Source organism: Lentzea sp. NPDC042327 (assembly GCF_040647275.1).
In the GTDB taxonomy this organism is placed as follows: domain Bacteria; phylum Actinomycetota; class Actinomycetes; order Mycobacteriales; family Pseudonocardiaceae; genus Lentzea.
Genome location: NZ_JBEZBX010000017.1, coordinates 144,875 through 160,234 on the forward strand (window position 1 = coordinate 144,875; position 15,360 = coordinate 160,234).

Annotated in this window: 15 protein-coding genes; 7 read left to right on the forward strand and 8 right to left on the reverse strand. The window is 70.6% G+C overall.

From position 1 onward, the window contains the following. Positions 1 to 389: 389 nt before the first annotated feature. The 4 genes from AB0A63_RS34005 to AB0A63_RS34020 form a co-directional block, all read right to left on the reverse strand. Positions 390 to 1,376, reverse strand: coding sequence for a 1-aminocyclopropane-1-carboxylate deaminase (locus AB0A63_RS34005; RefSeq protein WP_360398532.1), 987 nt, complete (start codon positions 1,374 to 1,376; stop codon positions 390 to 392). Beyond that, positions 1,373 to 2,002: a GntR family transcriptional regulator gene (locus AB0A63_RS34010; protein ID WP_360398534.1), complete on the reverse strand. Its 630-nt coding sequence runs from the start codon at positions 2,000 to 2,002 to the stop codon at positions 1,373 to 1,375. The genes AB0A63_RS34005 and AB0A63_RS34010 overlap by 4 nt, the downstream gene beginning before the upstream one ends. An 86-nt stretch (positions 2,003 to 2,088) precedes the next feature. Continuing rightward, complete coding sequence (locus AB0A63_RS34015) at positions 2,089 to 2,652, reverse strand: GNAT family N-acetyltransferase (RefSeq protein WP_360398536.1); 564 nt, start codon at positions 2,650 to 2,652, stop codon at positions 2,089 to 2,091. Next, the gene (locus tag AB0A63_RS34020; RefSeq protein WP_360398538.1) at positions 2,649 to 3,149 is read right to left on the reverse strand and encodes a YbaK/EbsC family protein; all 501 of its coding nucleotides are present in this window, start codon (positions 3,147 to 3,149) and stop codon (positions 2,649 to 2,651) included. Before AB0A63_RS34020 ends, AB0A63_RS34015 begins: the two co-directional genes overlap by 4 nt. Positions 3,150 to 3,352: 203 nt before the next feature. Between AB0A63_RS34020 and AB0A63_RS34025 the strand changes: the two genes are divergently transcribed. Together AB0A63_RS34025 and AB0A63_RS34030 are read left to right on the forward strand one after the other, a co-directional pair. Beyond that, the gene (locus AB0A63_RS34025; RefSeq protein ID WP_360398540.1) at positions 3,353 to 3,757 is read left to right on the forward strand and encodes an SAV_6107 family HEPN domain-containing protein; all 405 of its coding nucleotides are present in this window, start codon (positions 3,353 to 3,355) and stop codon (positions 3,755 to 3,757) included. Then, positions 3,754 to 4,491 (forward strand): maleylpyruvate isomerase N-terminal domain-containing protein, encoded by a 738-nt coding sequence (locus AB0A63_RS34030; protein ID WP_360398542.1) that lies wholly within the window; start codon positions 3,754 to 3,756, stop codon positions 4,489 to 4,491. The genes AB0A63_RS34025 and AB0A63_RS34030 overlap by 4 nt, the downstream gene beginning before the upstream one ends. On the opposite strand, the gene AB0A63_RS34035 is transcribed toward AB0A63_RS34030, so the two are convergent. Beyond that, entirely contained in the window at positions 4,468 to 6,033 is a 1,566-nt protein-coding gene (locus AB0A63_RS34035) for an alkaline phosphatase D family protein (protein ID WP_360398544.1), read from the reverse strand. The two genes, AB0A63_RS34030 and AB0A63_RS34035, sit on opposite strands and share 24 nt — an antisense overlap. A gap of 24 nt (positions 6,034 to 6,057) precedes the next feature. Between AB0A63_RS34035 and AB0A63_RS34040 the strand changes: the two genes are divergently transcribed. Further along, positions 6,058 to 6,558, forward strand: coding sequence for a VOC family protein (locus AB0A63_RS34040; RefSeq protein WP_360398546.1), 501 nt, complete (start codon positions 6,058 to 6,060; stop codon positions 6,556 to 6,558). Between the two features lie 119 nt (positions 6,559 to 6,677). On the opposite strand, the gene AB0A63_RS34045 is transcribed toward AB0A63_RS34040, so the two are convergent. Next, positions 6,678 to 8,330 carry a DUF885 domain-containing protein gene (locus tag AB0A63_RS34045; protein WP_360398548.1) on the reverse strand — a complete coding sequence of 551 codons (1,653 nt, stop codon included), beginning with the start codon at positions 8,328 to 8,330 and terminating at the stop codon, positions 6,678 to 6,680. A gap of 106 nt (positions 8,331 to 8,436) precedes the next feature. On the opposite strand from AB0A63_RS34045, the gene AB0A63_RS34050 reads away from it, so the two are divergent. After that, complete coding sequence (locus tag AB0A63_RS34050) at positions 8,437 to 9,090, forward strand: DUF3153 domain-containing protein (RefSeq protein ID WP_360398550.1); 654 nt, start codon at positions 8,437 to 8,439, stop codon at positions 9,088 to 9,090. Here AB0A63_RS34050 and metF read toward each other — a convergent pair. After that, the gene (gene metF / locus AB0A63_RS34055) at positions 9,087 to 9,968 is read right to left on the reverse strand and encodes a methylenetetrahydrofolate reductase [NAD(P)H] (protein ID WP_360398552.1); all 882 of its coding nucleotides are present in this window, start codon (positions 9,966 to 9,968) and stop codon (positions 9,087 to 9,089) included. The two genes, AB0A63_RS34050 and metF, sit on opposite strands and share 4 nt — an antisense overlap. Before the next feature lie 156 nt (positions 9,969 to 10,124). Between metF and AB0A63_RS34060 the strand changes: the two genes are divergently transcribed. Next, positions 10,125 to 11,141 (forward strand): polyprenyl synthetase family protein, encoded by a 1,017-nt coding sequence (locus AB0A63_RS34060; RefSeq protein ID WP_360398610.1) that lies wholly within the window; start codon positions 10,125 to 10,127, stop codon positions 11,139 to 11,141. A gap of 170 nt (positions 11,142 to 11,311) precedes the next feature. Next, complete coding sequence (gene mptB, locus AB0A63_RS34065) at positions 11,312 to 12,763, forward strand: polyprenol phosphomannose-dependent alpha 1,6 mannosyltransferase MptB (RefSeq protein ID WP_360398554.1); 1,452 nt, start codon at positions 11,312 to 11,314, stop codon at positions 12,761 to 12,763. Positions 12,764 to 12,920: 157 nt separating this feature from the next. Here the strand turns inward: mptB and AB0A63_RS34070 are convergent, their stop codons facing one another. Then, positions 12,921 to 13,286 carry an Rv2175c family DNA-binding protein gene (locus tag AB0A63_RS34070; protein ID WP_360398556.1) on the reverse strand — a complete coding sequence of 122 codons (366 nt, stop codon included), beginning with the start codon at positions 13,284 to 13,286 and terminating at the stop codon, positions 12,921 to 12,923. Between the two features lie 77 nt (positions 13,287 to 13,363). Here AB0A63_RS34070 and pknB point away from each other — a divergent pair, with 77 nt between their 5' ends. Further along, positions 13,364 to 15,352, forward strand: a complete 1,989-nt coding sequence (pknB, locus tag AB0A63_RS34075; protein WP_360398558.1) for a Stk1 family PASTA domain-containing Ser/Thr kinase — start codon at positions 13,364 to 13,366, stop codon at positions 15,350 to 15,352. The last annotated feature ends 8 nt before the right edge of the window (positions 15,353 to 15,360 follow it).

Below are 15,360 nucleotides of genomic sequence, written 5' to 3' on the forward strand. Positions count from 1 at the left end.
AAGTGCGACACCCGATCCTGCGCTACCGCCGAGCCCAGCCCGCCGAGCCGAGCACTCCCGACTCACCACGTCGCAGATGCCACCCACTCATCGACGACAGTCCACAGTCGACAACCCGCGCTGACATCTCACCCGCCCTGCAACTCCACCCATCTCACTCGGCACTGGCCGTGCTGACCCGGCTTCCGTCAGCTGGCTCGAACCGTGTCTGCTCGTCGACCTTCCTCTTCACCTCAAATCCGAACCCTGGCCGCACCCCCGCGTTCCTCCGCATTGCGGGCGGGCGAACTGACGGATCAGGACATCGTTCGGCGGGTGCATGTGGAAGAAGACGACAGACAGGGCGGATCAGGACAAGGTTCACCCGTTGGAGTGACAGGCAACGAGCATCAGGCCGGGAAGAGGGAGCTGTAGGCGTTGAGTGCGGGTTGGCCGCCGAGGTGGGCGTAGAGGACGGTGGAGTTGCGGTCGATCTCGCCTGAGTTCACGAGGTGGATGAGGCCGGCCAGGGACTTACCCTCGTAGACGGGGTCGGTGATCATGCCTTCGAGCTGGGCGCCGAGGCGCATGGCGTCGAGGGTGGTGTCGTCGGCCAGGCCGTAGACGCCGGCGTGGAAGCGGTCGTCGAGGAGGATGTCCTCTTCGGACACCGTGGTGTTGCGGAGCTTGGCGGTGTTGTGGGCGATGCGGGTGATCTGGGCGAGGGTTTCCGCGGGCTTCGCGGAGGCGTCGATGCCCAGGACGCGGCGGTTGGGGTCGCCTGCGAAGCCGGCGACCATGCCGGCCTGGGTGCTGCCGGTGACCGAGCAGACGATGATGGTGTCGAAGAAGACGCCGAGCTGGGCTTCTTGTTCGCGGACCTCGTCGGCCCAGGTTGCGAAGCCCATGCCGCCCAAGGGGTGGTCGGAGGCGCCTGCCGGGATCGGGTAGGGGGTGCCGCCGGCGGCGCGGACGTCGTTGATGGCCTGTTCCCAGGCGGGTTTGACGCCGATGCCGAAGTCGGCGTTCACGAGGCGGACGTCGGCGCCCATCATGCGGCTCAGCAGGATGTTGCCCACGCGGTCGTGGCCGGTGTCGGTCCAGTCGACCCAGCTTTCCTGCACCAGCACGGCTTTGAGGCCGGCGCGGGCGGCTGCGGCGGCCACCTGGCGGGTGTGGTTGGACTGGATGCCGCCGATGGAGACGAGGGTGTCGCAGCCGGTGGCGAGGGCGTCGGCGACGAGGTACTCGAGTTTGCGGGTCTTGTTGCCGCCGTAGGCGAGGCCGGAGTTGCAGTCCTCGCGCTTGGCCCAGATCGCGGCGCCGCCGAGGTGGGCGGTCAGGCGGTCGAGGCGGTGGACCGGGGACGGGCCGAAGAGCAGCGGGAACCTGTTCACAGCTCCTCCAGGAGGGTGCCCCAGTTCTCGTCCACGAGAAGAGCGGCCTGCTTGTCGTCGCGTCGTTCGCAGGCCTCGATGATCTGCTGGTGCTGGGTCACCGAGTGGCGGGCGTGGGGGGACGAGAAGCGGTTGTGCTCGGCGCGGCGGACGAGTGGGGTGAAGCGGTCGATGGTGGCGGTGATCGCGAAGTTGTCGCAGCGGTGGACGGCGACGGCGTGGAACTCGTCGTCGGCGGCGAGGGCGGCTACGGCGTCGTTGGCGTCGAGGGCCTTCTTGAACGCCTTGTTGGCGGTGTGCATGGCGGTGAAGTCGTCGTCGGTCATCCGGGGGACGGCGAGGCCGGCGGCGAGGGCGTGCATCGTCTGGACGACGACGAGGGCGTCGCGCACGGGTTCTGCTTCCAGTGCGGTGACGCGGGTGTAGGCGTGTGGTTTGGTCTCGACGAGGCCTTCGTCGGTGAGGGTCGCCAGGGCTTCGCGCACCGGGGTGCGGGAGAGGCCGAGTTTCTGGGCCAGCTCGACGTCCTTGATGGCGGTGCCCGGTTCGAGGTCGCCGCGCACGATCGCCGACCTGATCTCTGCCGCAGCTCGCTCTTTCAGCGACCCATATCCAATATATTGCATATTGGTGAGAGTAGGGTGGGTCACAGGCAAACGCAACCGGCCGCAGCACGAGGTGTGCTGCGGCCGGGAAGTGGGACGACGTAGAGCTAGGTGACCGGCAGAATCCGGCCGAGCACGGCGAACGGGCGCGGGTCGCCGGTGAACTGGTAGTGCCGCAGCACGTCCTGGAACCCGACGCGGCGGTACAGCTTCCACGCCTTGCTCGGGCCTTCGGGGGTGGACAGCAGCACGCGCGAGGAGGAAACGCCGTCCAGCAGCCTGCGCAGCAGCTCCTCGCCGAGGCCACGACCCTGGGCGCGCGGCAGCACGTGCAGCTCGGTGAGCTCGAAGTAGTCCTGGAGCCACTCGTCGACGACCGAGGGCGACGAGACGGCCATGAGGCCGCGCCGCACCTGTTCGTGCCACCACTGCCCGGTGGCGCCGCGGTAGCCGTAGCCGATGCCGACGAGCTCGTCCTGCTCCCCCACCGCGACCACGCAGCGCCAGTCCTCGCGCATCATGTGCGCGAGCCACATCGGGGCGCGCTGCTCGACGGTGCCGGGCGGGTAGTTCATCGCGGTCACGTACAGCTCGAGCGCCTCGCTCAGTCGCACGTTCAGCTCGGCGGCGCTCATCTCGACGATGCGCTCCAGGCGTGGCGACGCGGTCATTGCGCGACCACCGCCACGCGGCCGCCGGTCAGCTCGACCAGCTCCGCGAACGTCGTGGGGTACACGGCACGGGGGTGCCCGGCGGCGGCCCAGACCTCCTCGTAGCCCGACAGCGACTCGTCGACCAGCGTCTCGATCGGCGCCGGGTGCCCGACCGGGGAGACGCCGCCGATCACCTGGCCCGTGTGCTCGCGCACGAAGTCGGGGTCGGCGCGCTTGACCGCGTCCGCGCCCACCAGCCCGGCCACCAGCGCGGTGTCCGCGCGGTGCGCGCCGGAGGTCAGCACCAGCAGCGGGGTCGCGACGCCGTCGCGGACGGCGGCGAACAGCAGGCTGTTCGCGATCGCGCCCACCGGTACCCCCACCGCCTCGGCTGCGGCGGCCGCCGTGCGCACCGCGTCGGACAGCACGACGATGCGCGCCGCGGCGGCGGGCGGCAGAGCGGCGGCGACTTTGCGGATCCCGGGGTGCTCCGCAGGGTTTTCGACAGCACTCACCACACCATCAGACCACGAGCGGGCGCTGAGCGGTGGGCCGGGTTGAGGAATCCATCGGCCGGGAGCTACGCTGGAGAGGGCTCGAACATGTGTTCGAGTCGCACAATGCCTCGGAGGTGGGGTGGGGGAAGCACCCCACCTCCGAGAGCCGCCGGCTTCCCCTCGGCGGAGACGTCGTTCACCGACGCCACGAGGAGGCCGAGATGTCAGCACCAGCCTTCCCGATCCCCTTGCCCCCCGCTTCAGCGCTCGCGTTGCTGCAGCAGGCACGCGACTCGCTCGCCGAGGCGGAACGCACCCCCGACCCACCGGAGCGGTTCGCCGCCGCCTACCTGGCCGCTCTGCGCGCCGCGGCGGCGGTGCTCGCGTTGCGCGGACGCCCGCACCGCGGGCGTTCCAGGCCTACGAGCGCGTGGGTGTTGCTTGCCGCGATAGCACCGGAGATGCGGGAGTGGGCGGCGTTCTTCGCGGAGTGGTCCTCGACGCGCGCCGCTGTGCTCGCGGGGATCACACGCCACGTCAACGCGCGCACGGCCGACGACTTGGTGAGGCAGACCGAGCAGTTCGTCGGTCTGGTGGGTCACGTGATGAACGAGGGCAGGCGGTGAACGCACTGGAAGTGTTGCGGCGTGAGGCTGATCTGCTCGTCATGTCCGCGCTCGGCCAGCCCACGCACAAGGGCGTGCCCGCCTGTCCCGGCCTGAACCTGGGCGAGACCGTGCGGCACGTCGGCAGCGGCTACCACTGGACGTCGGAGTACCTGCGCGTCGGGGAGGAGCCGCGGCAGTGGCAGCGCCACCCCGCGGACGGGCAGGACCTGCTGGACTTCACGCGTTCGGGCGCCGAGGCCGTGATCGCGGAGCTCGCCGCGCACGACGAGGACGAGCCGTGCGCGACGTGGTGGCCCGAACAGCGGAACTACGGTTTCTGGCGGCGCCGGCTCGCGCACGAGACCACGGTGCACCGCATGGACGTGCAGGGCGCCGCGGGCATGGCGGCCGGTCCGGTCGGCGACGAGGTCGCGCTCGACGGCGTCGACGAGGTGCTCACGTTGTGGCTGGGGCACAAGCTCGACACCCTCGGTGTGCGGGGGTCGCGTGACGAGCTGGTCGCCGTGCGCGTCGAGGACCACGTGTGGCTCACCCGGTGCGGGCCGCAGGGCGCTTCGGCGTGGCGGGTCGAACCGGAGGAGGCCGACCACGCCGACGCACTGGTGACGGCGAGCCCGATGACGATGTACCGCTGGCTGTGGGGTCGCCTGCCCGACCGGATGATCGAGGTCTACGGCGACCACGACGCCATCGCGCAGCTGTGGGCGCTACTGCGGCTCGCGACCAAGTGACACCGAGGCGGTCTCCCCGCCCGCTGCCGAGATCAGCCGGTAGCGGGCGCGGCGGCCGTCGAAGTCCAGCAGTGCCACGGAGTTCCCGAAGTGCGGGCCGGTGGTCTTGCGCCACCGCACGACGTCCTCCGGCACACCGGCGAACGTGGCGAGCCGGCGGAACACCCGTCCGGCGCCGCGTGACCACGACAGCCGGAACGCCGGGCGCAACGCCTTGGGCGCCTCGTTGTGCACCGGCGAGCACACGAGCTGCGTCACCGTTGCCTTGGCGGGCACGGGGAAGTCGGCTTCGGCGACGTAGCTGTGGTGGACGTCGCCGGACAGCACGTTCACGGTGGCGCAGCCGTTGTCGGCCGCGTTGCGGATCATCCGGGTCAGCCGGTCGAACGACTCGCGGAACGCGGGCCAGTGCTCCAGGTCGAGCACCTGGCGGACCTGCTCGGCGGCTTTGCCCTGCCAGCCGGGTTTGCGCGCGCCGACCTCGTTGATGGACTGGAAGTGGCTGAGGGCGTGCGGCATCAGCCACGGCAGCGACGAGCCGATCAGCAGGTGGTCGTAGTCGCCCTCGGAGTTGCGTTCGAGCCATTCGAACTCCGCGTCGCTGACCATCTGCCTGCGGTCGTCCTCCAGGATGCGACCGCAGCGCGTGTCGATCATCAGCAGCCGGATGCGGTCGAAGTCGCGCCGGTAGCTCCACCGCGTGGACTTGCGGCCCTCGTTCTCCTTGTCGGCCTGCTCGGCGAACTCCTCCAGCATCGGCTGCACGTCGGTGCCCTGTGCCTTCACCTTGGCGTACAAGGGATCGCGGGCGAGCTCGTCCGGGGCGAGGTTGCCGATGTGCTGGTACACCCAGTACGAGGACAGCGCGCCGCGGATGCGGTCGCGCCACCACGGCTTGTCCTGCATCCGCTGCTTCCAGGCGGAGGAGGTGTTCCAGTCGTCGCGCACGTCGTGGTCGTCGAAGATCATCGACGTCGGCACGACCGACAGCAGCCAGCGGATCTCCGGGTCGCCCCAGGTCTCGTGGTAGAGCCGGGCGTACTCGGAGAAGTGCACGACCTCGCCGTCGGGTTCCTCCGAACCGCGGCGGTGCTCGCGCAGCCACTGCTTGGTGCCCTCGGTCGGTTCGTCGGCGTAGACCTGGTCTCCCAGCAGGAGCAACGCCTGCGGCCACTCCTCCTCCGGCTGGCGCATCAGCCGTTGCGCGAAGGCGTCGAGGGCGTCGGGGCCCAGCGGCTGGTCGGGGGCGGCGCGGCAGGAACCGAACGCGATGCGGCGCACCCGGCCGGTGCGGATGACCGGTTTCGGGAAGTCGCTGCCCGGCTCCGGCCAGACCAGCTCGCGGTCGAGCCGGACGTCGTACTCGGTGCGGGGCCCCAGGTTCTCGATGCGCACCAGGGCGTAGTGCTGGCGGCCCACCTGGAACGTCCTCGCCGTGTGGCCGGCGATGGTCACCTCACACGCCGCGTCCGTCTCGACCCACACCGTGGCCGAGGTCGAGTCGACGTACCTGAGGAGCGGTCCGAGCACCAGCTTCGTCACCCGCGAGACAGTACCCTCGTATGAGTGGAAATCACGTTCGACGCCGCAGATCCCTCCGCGCTGGCGGCGTTCTGGTCCGAGCTCGCGGGCGACGAGGTCGAGCTGACGTTCGTGTGGAGCGACGCGCCGAAGATCGAGAAGAACCGGGTGCACCTCGACCTGGCGTCGACCTCGCCGCAGAACCAGGCGGACATCGTGGCGCGGGCGGTGGAACTGGGTGCCGAGCACGCCGACGTCGGACAGCGCGATGTGCCGTGGGTGGTGCTGAGAGACCCGCAGGGCAACGAGTTCTGCGTGCTCGAACCTCGTCCCGAGTACACCGGTGCGATCGCGGCGGTGGTCGTCGACGCGCACGACCCGCTCGCGGCGGCGCGGGCGACCGGGCACCCGGTGGTGCGCAGCGGGGACGGGTTCGCCTCGGTGCGGCCGGAGGCCGGCGGGCCGTGGCTGGAGTTCGTGCGCACCGATGACGCCGACCCGTTCACCAACCGCGTCCGCGTGCGGTGGGCCGCCGCCGTGTCCTGACCGGTGTGGCGTTGCACACCACCGATGTGCGATATCCGGTATATCAGTGAGCTGGGCGCAGCCGGTGCTCACGCCGGTATACCGGATATCGCACATCGCACATCGCTTGCTGAACGCGGCTACAGCGCGGCGAGGCGTTCGCGGAGGGTGTCGAGGCCCATCGAGCCCATCTCCAGCGACTGCTGGTGGAACTGCTTGAGGTCGAAGTCCGCGCCCTTGCGGGCACGGGCGTCCTCGCGGGCGGCGAGCCAGAGGCGTTCGCCGATCTTGTACGCCGGGGCCTGGCCGGGCCAGCCGAGGTAGCGGTCGATCTCGTCGTGGACGTGCGCGGCCTCGGTCAGCGTCCTGGTGAGCATGAACTCCAGGCCCAGCTCGGGCGTCCAGCGCTCACCGGGGTGGAACCCGGTCCCCTGCGGGATCTCCAGCTCCAGGTGCATGCCGATGTCGATGATGACGCGGGCGGCGCGGAACAGGTGCGCGTCGAGCATGCCGAGCAGGTCGCCGTCGTCGTCGAGGTAGCCGAGCTCGCGCATGAGGCGTTCCGAGTACAGCGCCCAGCCCTCGCCGTGACCCGACACCCAGCACATGAGGCGCTGGAAGTCGTTCAAGCTCTCCGACTGGTACACCGCCGTCGCGCACTGGAGGTGGTGCCCCGGCACGCCCTCGTGGTAGACCGTCGAGGTCTCCCGCCACGTCGGGAACACCGTCTTGCCCTCGGCGACCGACCACCACATGCGGCCGGGCCGGGAGAAGTCCGCGGTCGGCGGCGTGTAGTAGGCGCCGACGCCACCGCCGGGCGGGGCGATCTTGCACTCGAGGTTCATCAGCGCGTCCGGCAGGTCGAAGTGCACGTCGCGCAGGTCGAGCAGGGCCTTGTCGGACAGCTCCTGCATCCACGCCCGCAGGCCGTCCTGGCCGTGCACCTGGTAGCGGGGGTGCTCGTCGAGGTACGCCGCCGTCTCCGCGAGCGAGGCGCCGGGCTTGAGCCGTGCCGCGACCTCCTTCATCTCCGCCTCGATGGAGAGGAACTCCTCCCAGCCCCACGCGTAGGCCTCGGCCAGGTCGAGCTTCGAGCCGGTGAAGTAGCGGGAGCCGAGGCGGTAGCGCTCCTCGCCGACGGCGTCCTTCTCGGGTGCGAGCGGTGCCAGCGACGTGCGCAGGAACGAGGCGAAGTCGGCGTAAGCGGCGGACGCGGCCGCGGCGCCGGAGTCGAGGTCGGCGCGCACCGAGCCGGGGACGTCCGCCTTGGCGACGAAGGAGCCGAAGAACGTGCCGGCCCACGTGTCGCACTGGTCGGCCACCTTGGTCACCTGGCGCAGCGCGGACACGTTCCCGCGGGCCGCGGCGGCCGACAGCGAGGCCCGCAGACCGGACAGGGAGGCAGGTACCGCCGCGAGACGCCGCCCGATCGTGGCCCATTGCCCGGGCGTGTCGGTCGGCATCTGGTCGAAGATGTCGCGCACCGACTGGATGGGGCTCGCGATCACGTTCAGCGAGGATTCGGTGAGGCCGGCGGCGTACAGCTCGCGTTCGAGGCCGACCCGTTCCTGGAACACGGCTTTCGCCGCCGCTTCGGAAGCATCCGCGGGGTCGGCGGCCGTGATGTCGGCGAGTGCGCGGGCGGCGACCTCGTCGCGTGCCGCGTGCCCTTCCGGGGAGAAGTCCGTCAGCTGGTCGTCGGAACCGGCGAAGCCCAGGCTGGTGGCCGTGATGGGGTCGAGCGCCACGTGGTCGGTGACGAACTTGTTGCTGATGTCGTGCACGGATGCCATGGCCGCAGACGCTACCTCGCGGTGATCGACGCCAAAAGGTAGTTAGTCAAGCTCACGACCAAAGGAGGGACTGCGTCGTCCCGGCCGTCCTGGCAGGATGTCCGCCGTGCGTAGATCCTCGGCACTGCTCGTGCCGGTCTTCCTGCTGCTCACCCTGTTCTCGTTGAGCGGTTGCGTTCGCGTGTACGCGGCGATGGCCGTGTCCGACGACGACCGCGTCTCGGGTGAGATCGTCGCGGCCACCCCGCCCACGCAGGACAACGACCCCGGTCCCCAGCTCAAGGTGCCGCCGGAGCTCGCGAGCCGCGTCACCACCAAGCCGTACCGGGTGGAGTCGTACGCGGGCACGCAGCTGTTCTTCAACGGGTTGTCGTTCGAGGAGATGCGCACGCTCTCCACCGCCACCAGCTCGTCGAACAGCCGCTACAGCCTGAACTTCCGGCGCTCCGGCGACCTGGTCACGCTGTCGGGCTCGGTCGACCTGACCCAGGTGCCGGTGGAACGCGCGGACATCCAGGTCAAGGTCAGCTTCCCCGGCCGGGTCGTGAACACCAACGGCCGGGAGGAGGAGAACAACACGATCGCGTGGTCTCCGAAACCCGGTCAGGCGTCGATGCTGCAGGCCACCGTGCAGTACGCGGGCGAGAACTCCAGCTCGTTCCTCGGCTGGGTGTTGCTCGTCGCGGGTCTCACCGGCGGTGCGGCGCTGATCGTCGTCGTGCTCGCGCTCCTCGCGCACAAGCGCAACGTGACGGTCTAGGCGCGCGTCACCAGGCCCAGGCGGCCCAGGACCTCGCGCGTCGCCTTGGCCCGGTTCATCGTGTAGAAGTGCAGCGCCGGCACGCCCTCGTCGAGCAGGCGCCGGCACATCTCGGTGGCGATGTCGATGCCGGTCGCGCGGAACCCGGCCGGGTCGTCGGCGTAGCGGTCCAGCCGGCGTGCCAGCTCCACCGGCAGGTCGGCGCCGGACAGCTCCACGATCTTCGTGAGCGCGCGCGGCGACAGGATCGGCATGATCCCCGGCAGCAACGTCGCCGTGCAGCCCGTCGCCGCCACGCTGTCGCGCATCCGCAGGAACGGCTCCGGTTCGTGGAACAGCTGCGCCACCGCGTAGTCCGCGCCGGCGTTCAGCTTGCGCACCAGGAACTTCACGTCGGTCGCGAGGTCACCGGAGCGCGGGTGCCCGTACGGGAACGCCGCCACGCCCACGCAGAAGTCGCCGAGCTCGCGCACGAGCCGCACGAGCTCCTCCGCGTAGGTCAGGCCCTGCGGGTGCGCGACCCACTCGCCCATCGGGTCGCCAGGGGGGTCGCCGCGCAGCGCCAGCACGTTGCGCACGCCGACCGCCGCGTACCAGCCGATGACGTTGCGCAGCTCGGCCACCGAGTGGTCGACGGCGGTGAGGTGGGCGACCGGCAGCAGCGTCGTCTCCTGGGCGACGCGGGCGGTGGCGCGGATCGTGCGGTCGCGGCTCGAACCGCCGGCGCCGTAGGTGATCGAGACGAACGCCGGGTCGAACGCCTCCAGCTCGCGCACGGCGGTCCACAGGACGCGCTCGTCGTCCGCGTTCCTCGGCGGGAGGAACTCGACCGAGAACTTGGGGGACTGCCCCTGCAGCCGCTCCACCACCGACGTCATGGTCCCCACCCTAATGGGTCGTCCGCCTGGTGGGACGGTGGCTCACGATGTGGACGGGGTCGCCCCGACGTGCGGGTGGCACCCGACACAGCGGACCATGGAGGGGTGTCCCACCACCCCGTCGACGTCGCACTGCCCGCGCACGTCGAAGAAGCGCTGACCACGTACCTGGCCTCCCGGCGCGCGTCGGGCGAGGCGATGGACCCGAGCTTCGCGAGCGCGGTGGACGCGCTGTCCGGGTTCGTGCTGGGCGGCGGCAAGCGCATCCGCCCGACCTACGCGTGGTGGGGGTGGCGCGCGGCGGGGGGCGACCCCGACGGCGAGCTCGCCGGTGAGGTGCTCACCGCGGTCAGCTCGCTGGAGCTGATCCAGGCGTGCGCGTTGATCCACGACGACCTGATGGACGCCTCCTCGGTGCGCCGGGGCAAGCCGACCGTGCACATCGCGTTCGGCGAGCGGCACCGCGAGCAGGGCTGGCTCGGTTCGCCGGAGCGGTTCGGCATGTCGGCGGCGGTGCTCATCGGTGACATCGCACTGGCCTGGGCCGACGACATGCTCTTCGCCGCCGGGCTGCCGTCGGACGTGCTGCGCCGGCTGAGCGAGCCGTGGCGGGACATGCGCACCGAGATGCTCGCCGGCCAGTACCTCGACGTCCTCACGCAGGCGCGGGGCGACTCGTCGGCGGACGCGGCGGTGCGGATCGACCGGCTCAAGACCGCCGCCTACACCGTCGAACGGCCGCTGCACATGGGCGCGGCGATGGCCGGCGGCTCACCGGAGCTGGTCGACGGGCTGCGGGCGTTCGGCGCCGACATCGGCGTCGCGTTCCAGCTGCGCGACGACCTGCTCGGCGTGTTCGGCGACCCCGGGGTGACCGGCAAACCCGCGGGCGACGACCTCGCCGAGGGCAAGCGCACCCTGCTCGTGGCGCTGGGCATGCAGTTCGGTGCCGATGTGTTGGACATCGCGCTCGGCAAGCCGGACCTCGATCTCGCCACCGTCGAGGAGGTCCGCCGCCAGCTCGTCGAGGTCGGCGCCGTCGACGCCGTCGAGGAACGCATCGAGGACCTCACCAAGAGCGCCCTCGCCGCGCTCGACGACGCCCCCGTCGCGGAACCGGCCGCCGCGAAGCTCGCCGAGCTCGCGATCAGCTCGACGAAGCGGACCTTCTGAGGACGACCGCCGCTCGTCGGCCGTGTGCGCTGATTAACTCCTCGTGACCAGTGGGGGCCGTTGCTTGCTGACGCTTCCGCGCCTTGTGCAACGATGTTCGGGCGATGGCTGCAACCCCGTCCCTTCCCCGCACGAGCTCCGAGGTGTCTCCACAGGAGCCTCTTGAAGCTGTGCTCGAGAAGAACCCCTACGCCATCCCCATCCGCACGACCATGCTCGGCCTGCTGGGCGTCGCGCTGATCGCGCTGGGCGGAATGGGCGCGGGCGCGATCCTGCAACGGGACCCGCTGCTCACGAGGGTCGGGCTGAGCTGGCTGCGCTACGGCCACGGCCACGACCTGGCCAACATGGTGCTCTACATCGGCCTGGGCCTCGTCATCTGGGCGTGGGTCCGCCTGGGCCGCCTCGTGCGGTGGGGCGAGATCGGCGACTTCGCGGTGCTGGTCGCGGTGACGGTGTGGACGTTGCCGTTGCTGTTCGCACCGCCGCTGTTCAGCAAGGACATCTACAGCTACCTCGCGCAGGGCCAGCTCGCGCTGACCGGCTACGACCCGTACGAGGTCGGGCCCGCGGTGCTGCAGAGCACCCTGAGCGACAACGTCAGCTGGGTCTGGCAGCACACGCCGGCACCGTACGGGCCGCTGTTCATCCTGGTCGCGAAGGCGATCGTGTGGGCGACCGACGCGAGCGTGATCCTCGGCGTCGTCGCGATGCGCTTCGCACTGGCCGGCGGGCTGGTGCTGCTGTGCTGGGCGCTGCCCGGCATCGCGCGGCACCTGGGCGGGAAGTCGGCGATCGCGCTGTGGCTGGTGGCGGCCAACCCGCTGCTGCTGATCCACCTGGTCGGCGGCGCGCACAACGACCTGCTGATGATCGGGCTGATGGCCGCCGGTGTGCTGCTGGTGCTCGACCGCAGGCACGTGCTGGGTTTCGTGCTGCTCGGCCTCGCGTTCTCGGTGAAGGCGACGGCGGTCGTGGTCGTGCCGTTCCTGGTGTGGATCTGGGCGGCGCGGCTGGAGGGCGACAAGCGCGCCCGGTTCCGCAAGGCGCTGCTGCCCGGTGTGGCGGCGTTCGCCGGGGCGTTCCTCGCGTGCACGCTCGTCGCGGGGGTGGGCCTCGGCTGGATCCCGGCGCTGCGCAGCTCGTCGATGATCATCAACTGGCTGTCGGTCCCGAGCGCGGTCGGCGACTTCGTGCGGATGGTCGTCAACTGGTTCGTCTACGTCGATGGCGGCATCTTCCTCGGCGTCGCACGGGCCCTCGGGTCGATCGTGCTCGTCTGGATCGCGTACACGCAGTGGTGGGCGTCGCGCGACGGCGAGGTCCGCAACGCCATCCGCCGCGGCGCGGTGACGATGCTGGCGGTCGCGCTGCTGTCCCCCGCCACGCTGCCGTGGTACTTCAGCTGGCCGCTGGCGCTGGCCGCCGGGTTCGCGTGGACCACGGGCGCGCTGGTGGCGGTGTCGCTGGCCTCGGTGTTCCTGCTGCTGGTGACGTTCCCCAACGGCGACACCGCGCTGTACTCGTGGGGCTACCTGTTCTTCGCGTTGCTGGTGTCTGCGCTCGCGGCGAGGTCGCTGGTGAAGCCGGACCCGTTCGGCCTGTCCACCCGCTACGAATGAGCGCCGGCACAGCAGGCCGGGTGGTGCTCGCCCGAGCGTCCACCGGATGAGGCCGGCGTTACCCGGCGGCGTTCGGCGTCGCGGGCTGGCACGTCGGGTCAGGGGTTCCGGACGCCTCTGGTCTGCGGAGACGCCCGGAACCGCCACATCGGGTGATCTAGAAGCCCATCGCCTGGGCGCGTCGCTTCACCTCACGCCCACGGTCTCCGCGCAATGCTTCGATCGGAGTGCCGGGGAGGCTGTCGTCCTCCGCGAACAGCCAGCGCAGGATCTCGTTCGTCGAGAAGCCCTGGTCGCGCAGCACCGTGATGGTGCCGGGCAGCCCCTTCACCACCCCCGCGGCGGCGAGGAAGGCTTCGGGAACGACGAGGACGCCGTCGCGCCGCTCGGCGAGCAGCTGCCCGTCGCGCAGCATTTGGTGGACCCGGGTGACCGGAAGTCCCAATCGGTCGGCCACCTCCGGGAGGGGAAGAACCTCCAGGTCGGCAGCCAGTACATCCGCAGCGGCAGGAATCGCACTCACGGGGGTCACGATGCCATAACTCAACTGTGAACGCCCTTCCGCCAACCGGGTCATCCTGAGCTTTACCATCTCGCACTGTGGAGAGGTCGGTTTCGAACGTGATGGGTGGACTGCTGGAGCAGCGCTACCGGGTGGACTCCGTGCTCGCGCGCGGTGGCATGTCCACTGTCTATCGAGGTCGCGACACCCGCCTTGACCGCGAGGTCGCCGTGAAGGTGATGGATCCGCGCCTGACCGCGGACCCCGCTTTCGTCGCGCGCTTCGAACGCGAGGCGCGTGCGTCGGCGCAGCTGCACCACCCGGCCGTGGTGTCGGTGCACGACCAGGGCGTCGACGGTGACCAGGTGTACCTGGTCATGGAGCTGATCGACGGCGGCAACCTCCGCGACCTGCTCAACCAGCGCGGCAAGCTCCCTCCCGCCACGGCGCTCAGCGTGCTGGGCCCGGTGCTGTCCGCGCTGGGTGCGGCCCACCGCGCCGGCCTGGTGCACCGCGACGTGAAGCCGGAGAACGTGCTGATCGGGTCGGCCGGCCAGGTGAAGGTCGCCGACTTCGGGCTGGCGCGGGCGATCGGTGAGAACGGCATCACCAGCGACAGCGAGATCCTCGGCACCGTCGCCTACCTTTCACCCGAACAGGTGGAGACGGGTTCGGCGGACGCGCGCAGTGACGTGTACTCGGCCGGGATCGTGCTCTACGAGATGCTGGCCGGGCAGGCGCCCTACCGCGGCGAGACCCCCATCTCCGTCGCTTACCGGCACGTGACCTCGGACGTCCCGTCGATCCCCGAGATCCCACTGGCCCTGGACACGCTCGTGCGCAAGGCGACGCGGCGCGACCCTGCGCTGCGGCCGGCGAACGCGGACGCGTTCCTCGCCGAGCTCGAACGCGTGGGCGCGGAGCTGGGCCTGACGCCGCAGCCGGTGCCCGTTCCCGGTACGGCGCCCGAGAACGACAGGACCGTCGTGATGCGCCCCGTCCCGGTGGCCGTCGGTGTGACGCCGGTGGCCGTGGCCGAGGCGACGACGCCGGTGCGCAAGCCGGCGATGACGACGGTCAACACCGGCCCTCCTCCGGCCGCGACGGCCACCCGCACGATGCAGCGGCCCGAACCGCCCCGCCGGCGCCCCCCTGAGCGCAAGAAGAAGGTCGACGCGGCCGAGGAGGAGCGCAAGCGCAAGAAGCGGCTGATGACCATCTGGGGGTCCGTTGCCGCGGTGCTGGTGCTGATCGCCGGGCTGTTCTCCTGGTACCTCAGCGCGGGCCGCTGGACGACCGTGCCGGAGGTGTCGGGTCAGTCGGAGACGAACGCGACCCGGTTGCTGTCGAGCGCCGACCTCACGCCGCTGGTCGTGCGGGAGCCGTCGAACACGGTGCCGCTGGGTCAGGTCATCCGCACCGAGCCGGGCAACGGCACCGAGATGCGCAAGAGCGAGTCGGTGAAGCTCATCGTGTCGCGGGGCAAGCCGGTCGTGCCGTTCGTGACCGTCGGCGTCGAGGTGGAGGTCGCGACCAAGGAGGTCGAGGCGGTCGGTCTGACGGCGACCAAGGACCCGGCGAAGGACGCGTTCCACGAGACCGTGCCGATCGGCAAGGTCGTGGCGCTCGACCCGCGGCCCGGTACGGCGCTGGAGATCGGCAAGCCGGTCACGCTGGTGCTGAGCAAGGGCCCGGCGCCGCGGGTGACCGTGCCGGACCTGAAGGGCAAGAAGAGGGACGAGGCGTTCGCCGAGCTGCAGCGCCTGGGCCTCGAACCGGTGGAGGCGGGCCAGAACGGCGGCAACCCCGACGACCTGCGGGTCACCCGGACCGATCCCGCGGCCAACACGGTGCTGGAGGTCGGGTCGAGCAAGCGCGTCACGGTGTTCTTCGAGGACACCAGCGAGGTCGAGGTGCCGGACGTGACCCGCAAGAAGGTCCGCGAGGCCAAGGAGGAGCTCGAACGCCTCGGCTTCAAGGTCAAGGTCGAGTTCAACAAGAGCGGCAACGCGACCGTCGTGAACCAGGACCCGCAGCCGCGCAGCAAGGTGCGCCGCGGTACCGAGATCACGATCATCGGTCTCTGACCGTGAGA

Bases quoted from the DNA above. Each gene is read 5' to 3' on its own strand.
- metF (WP_360398552.1), bottom strand. From the start codon at position 9,968: ATGACGTCGGTGGTGGAGCGGCTGCAGGGGCAGTCCCCCAAGTTCTCG.
- AB0A63_RS34025 (WP_360398540.1), top strand. From the start codon at position 3,353: ATGTCAGCACCAGCCTTCCCGATCCCCTTGCCCCCCGCTTCAGCGCTC.
- AB0A63_RS34015 (WP_360398536.1), bottom strand. From the start codon at position 2,652: ATGACCGCGTCGCCACGCCTGGAGCGCATCGTCGAGATGAGCGCCGCC.
- AB0A63_RS34010 (WP_360398534.1), bottom strand. From the start codon at position 2,002: ATGCAATATATTGGATATGGGTCGCTGAAAGAGCGAGCTGCGGCAGAG.
- AB0A63_RS34045 (WP_360398548.1), bottom strand. From the start codon at position 8,330: ATGGCATCCGTGCACGACATCAGCAACAAGTTCGTCACCGACCACGTG.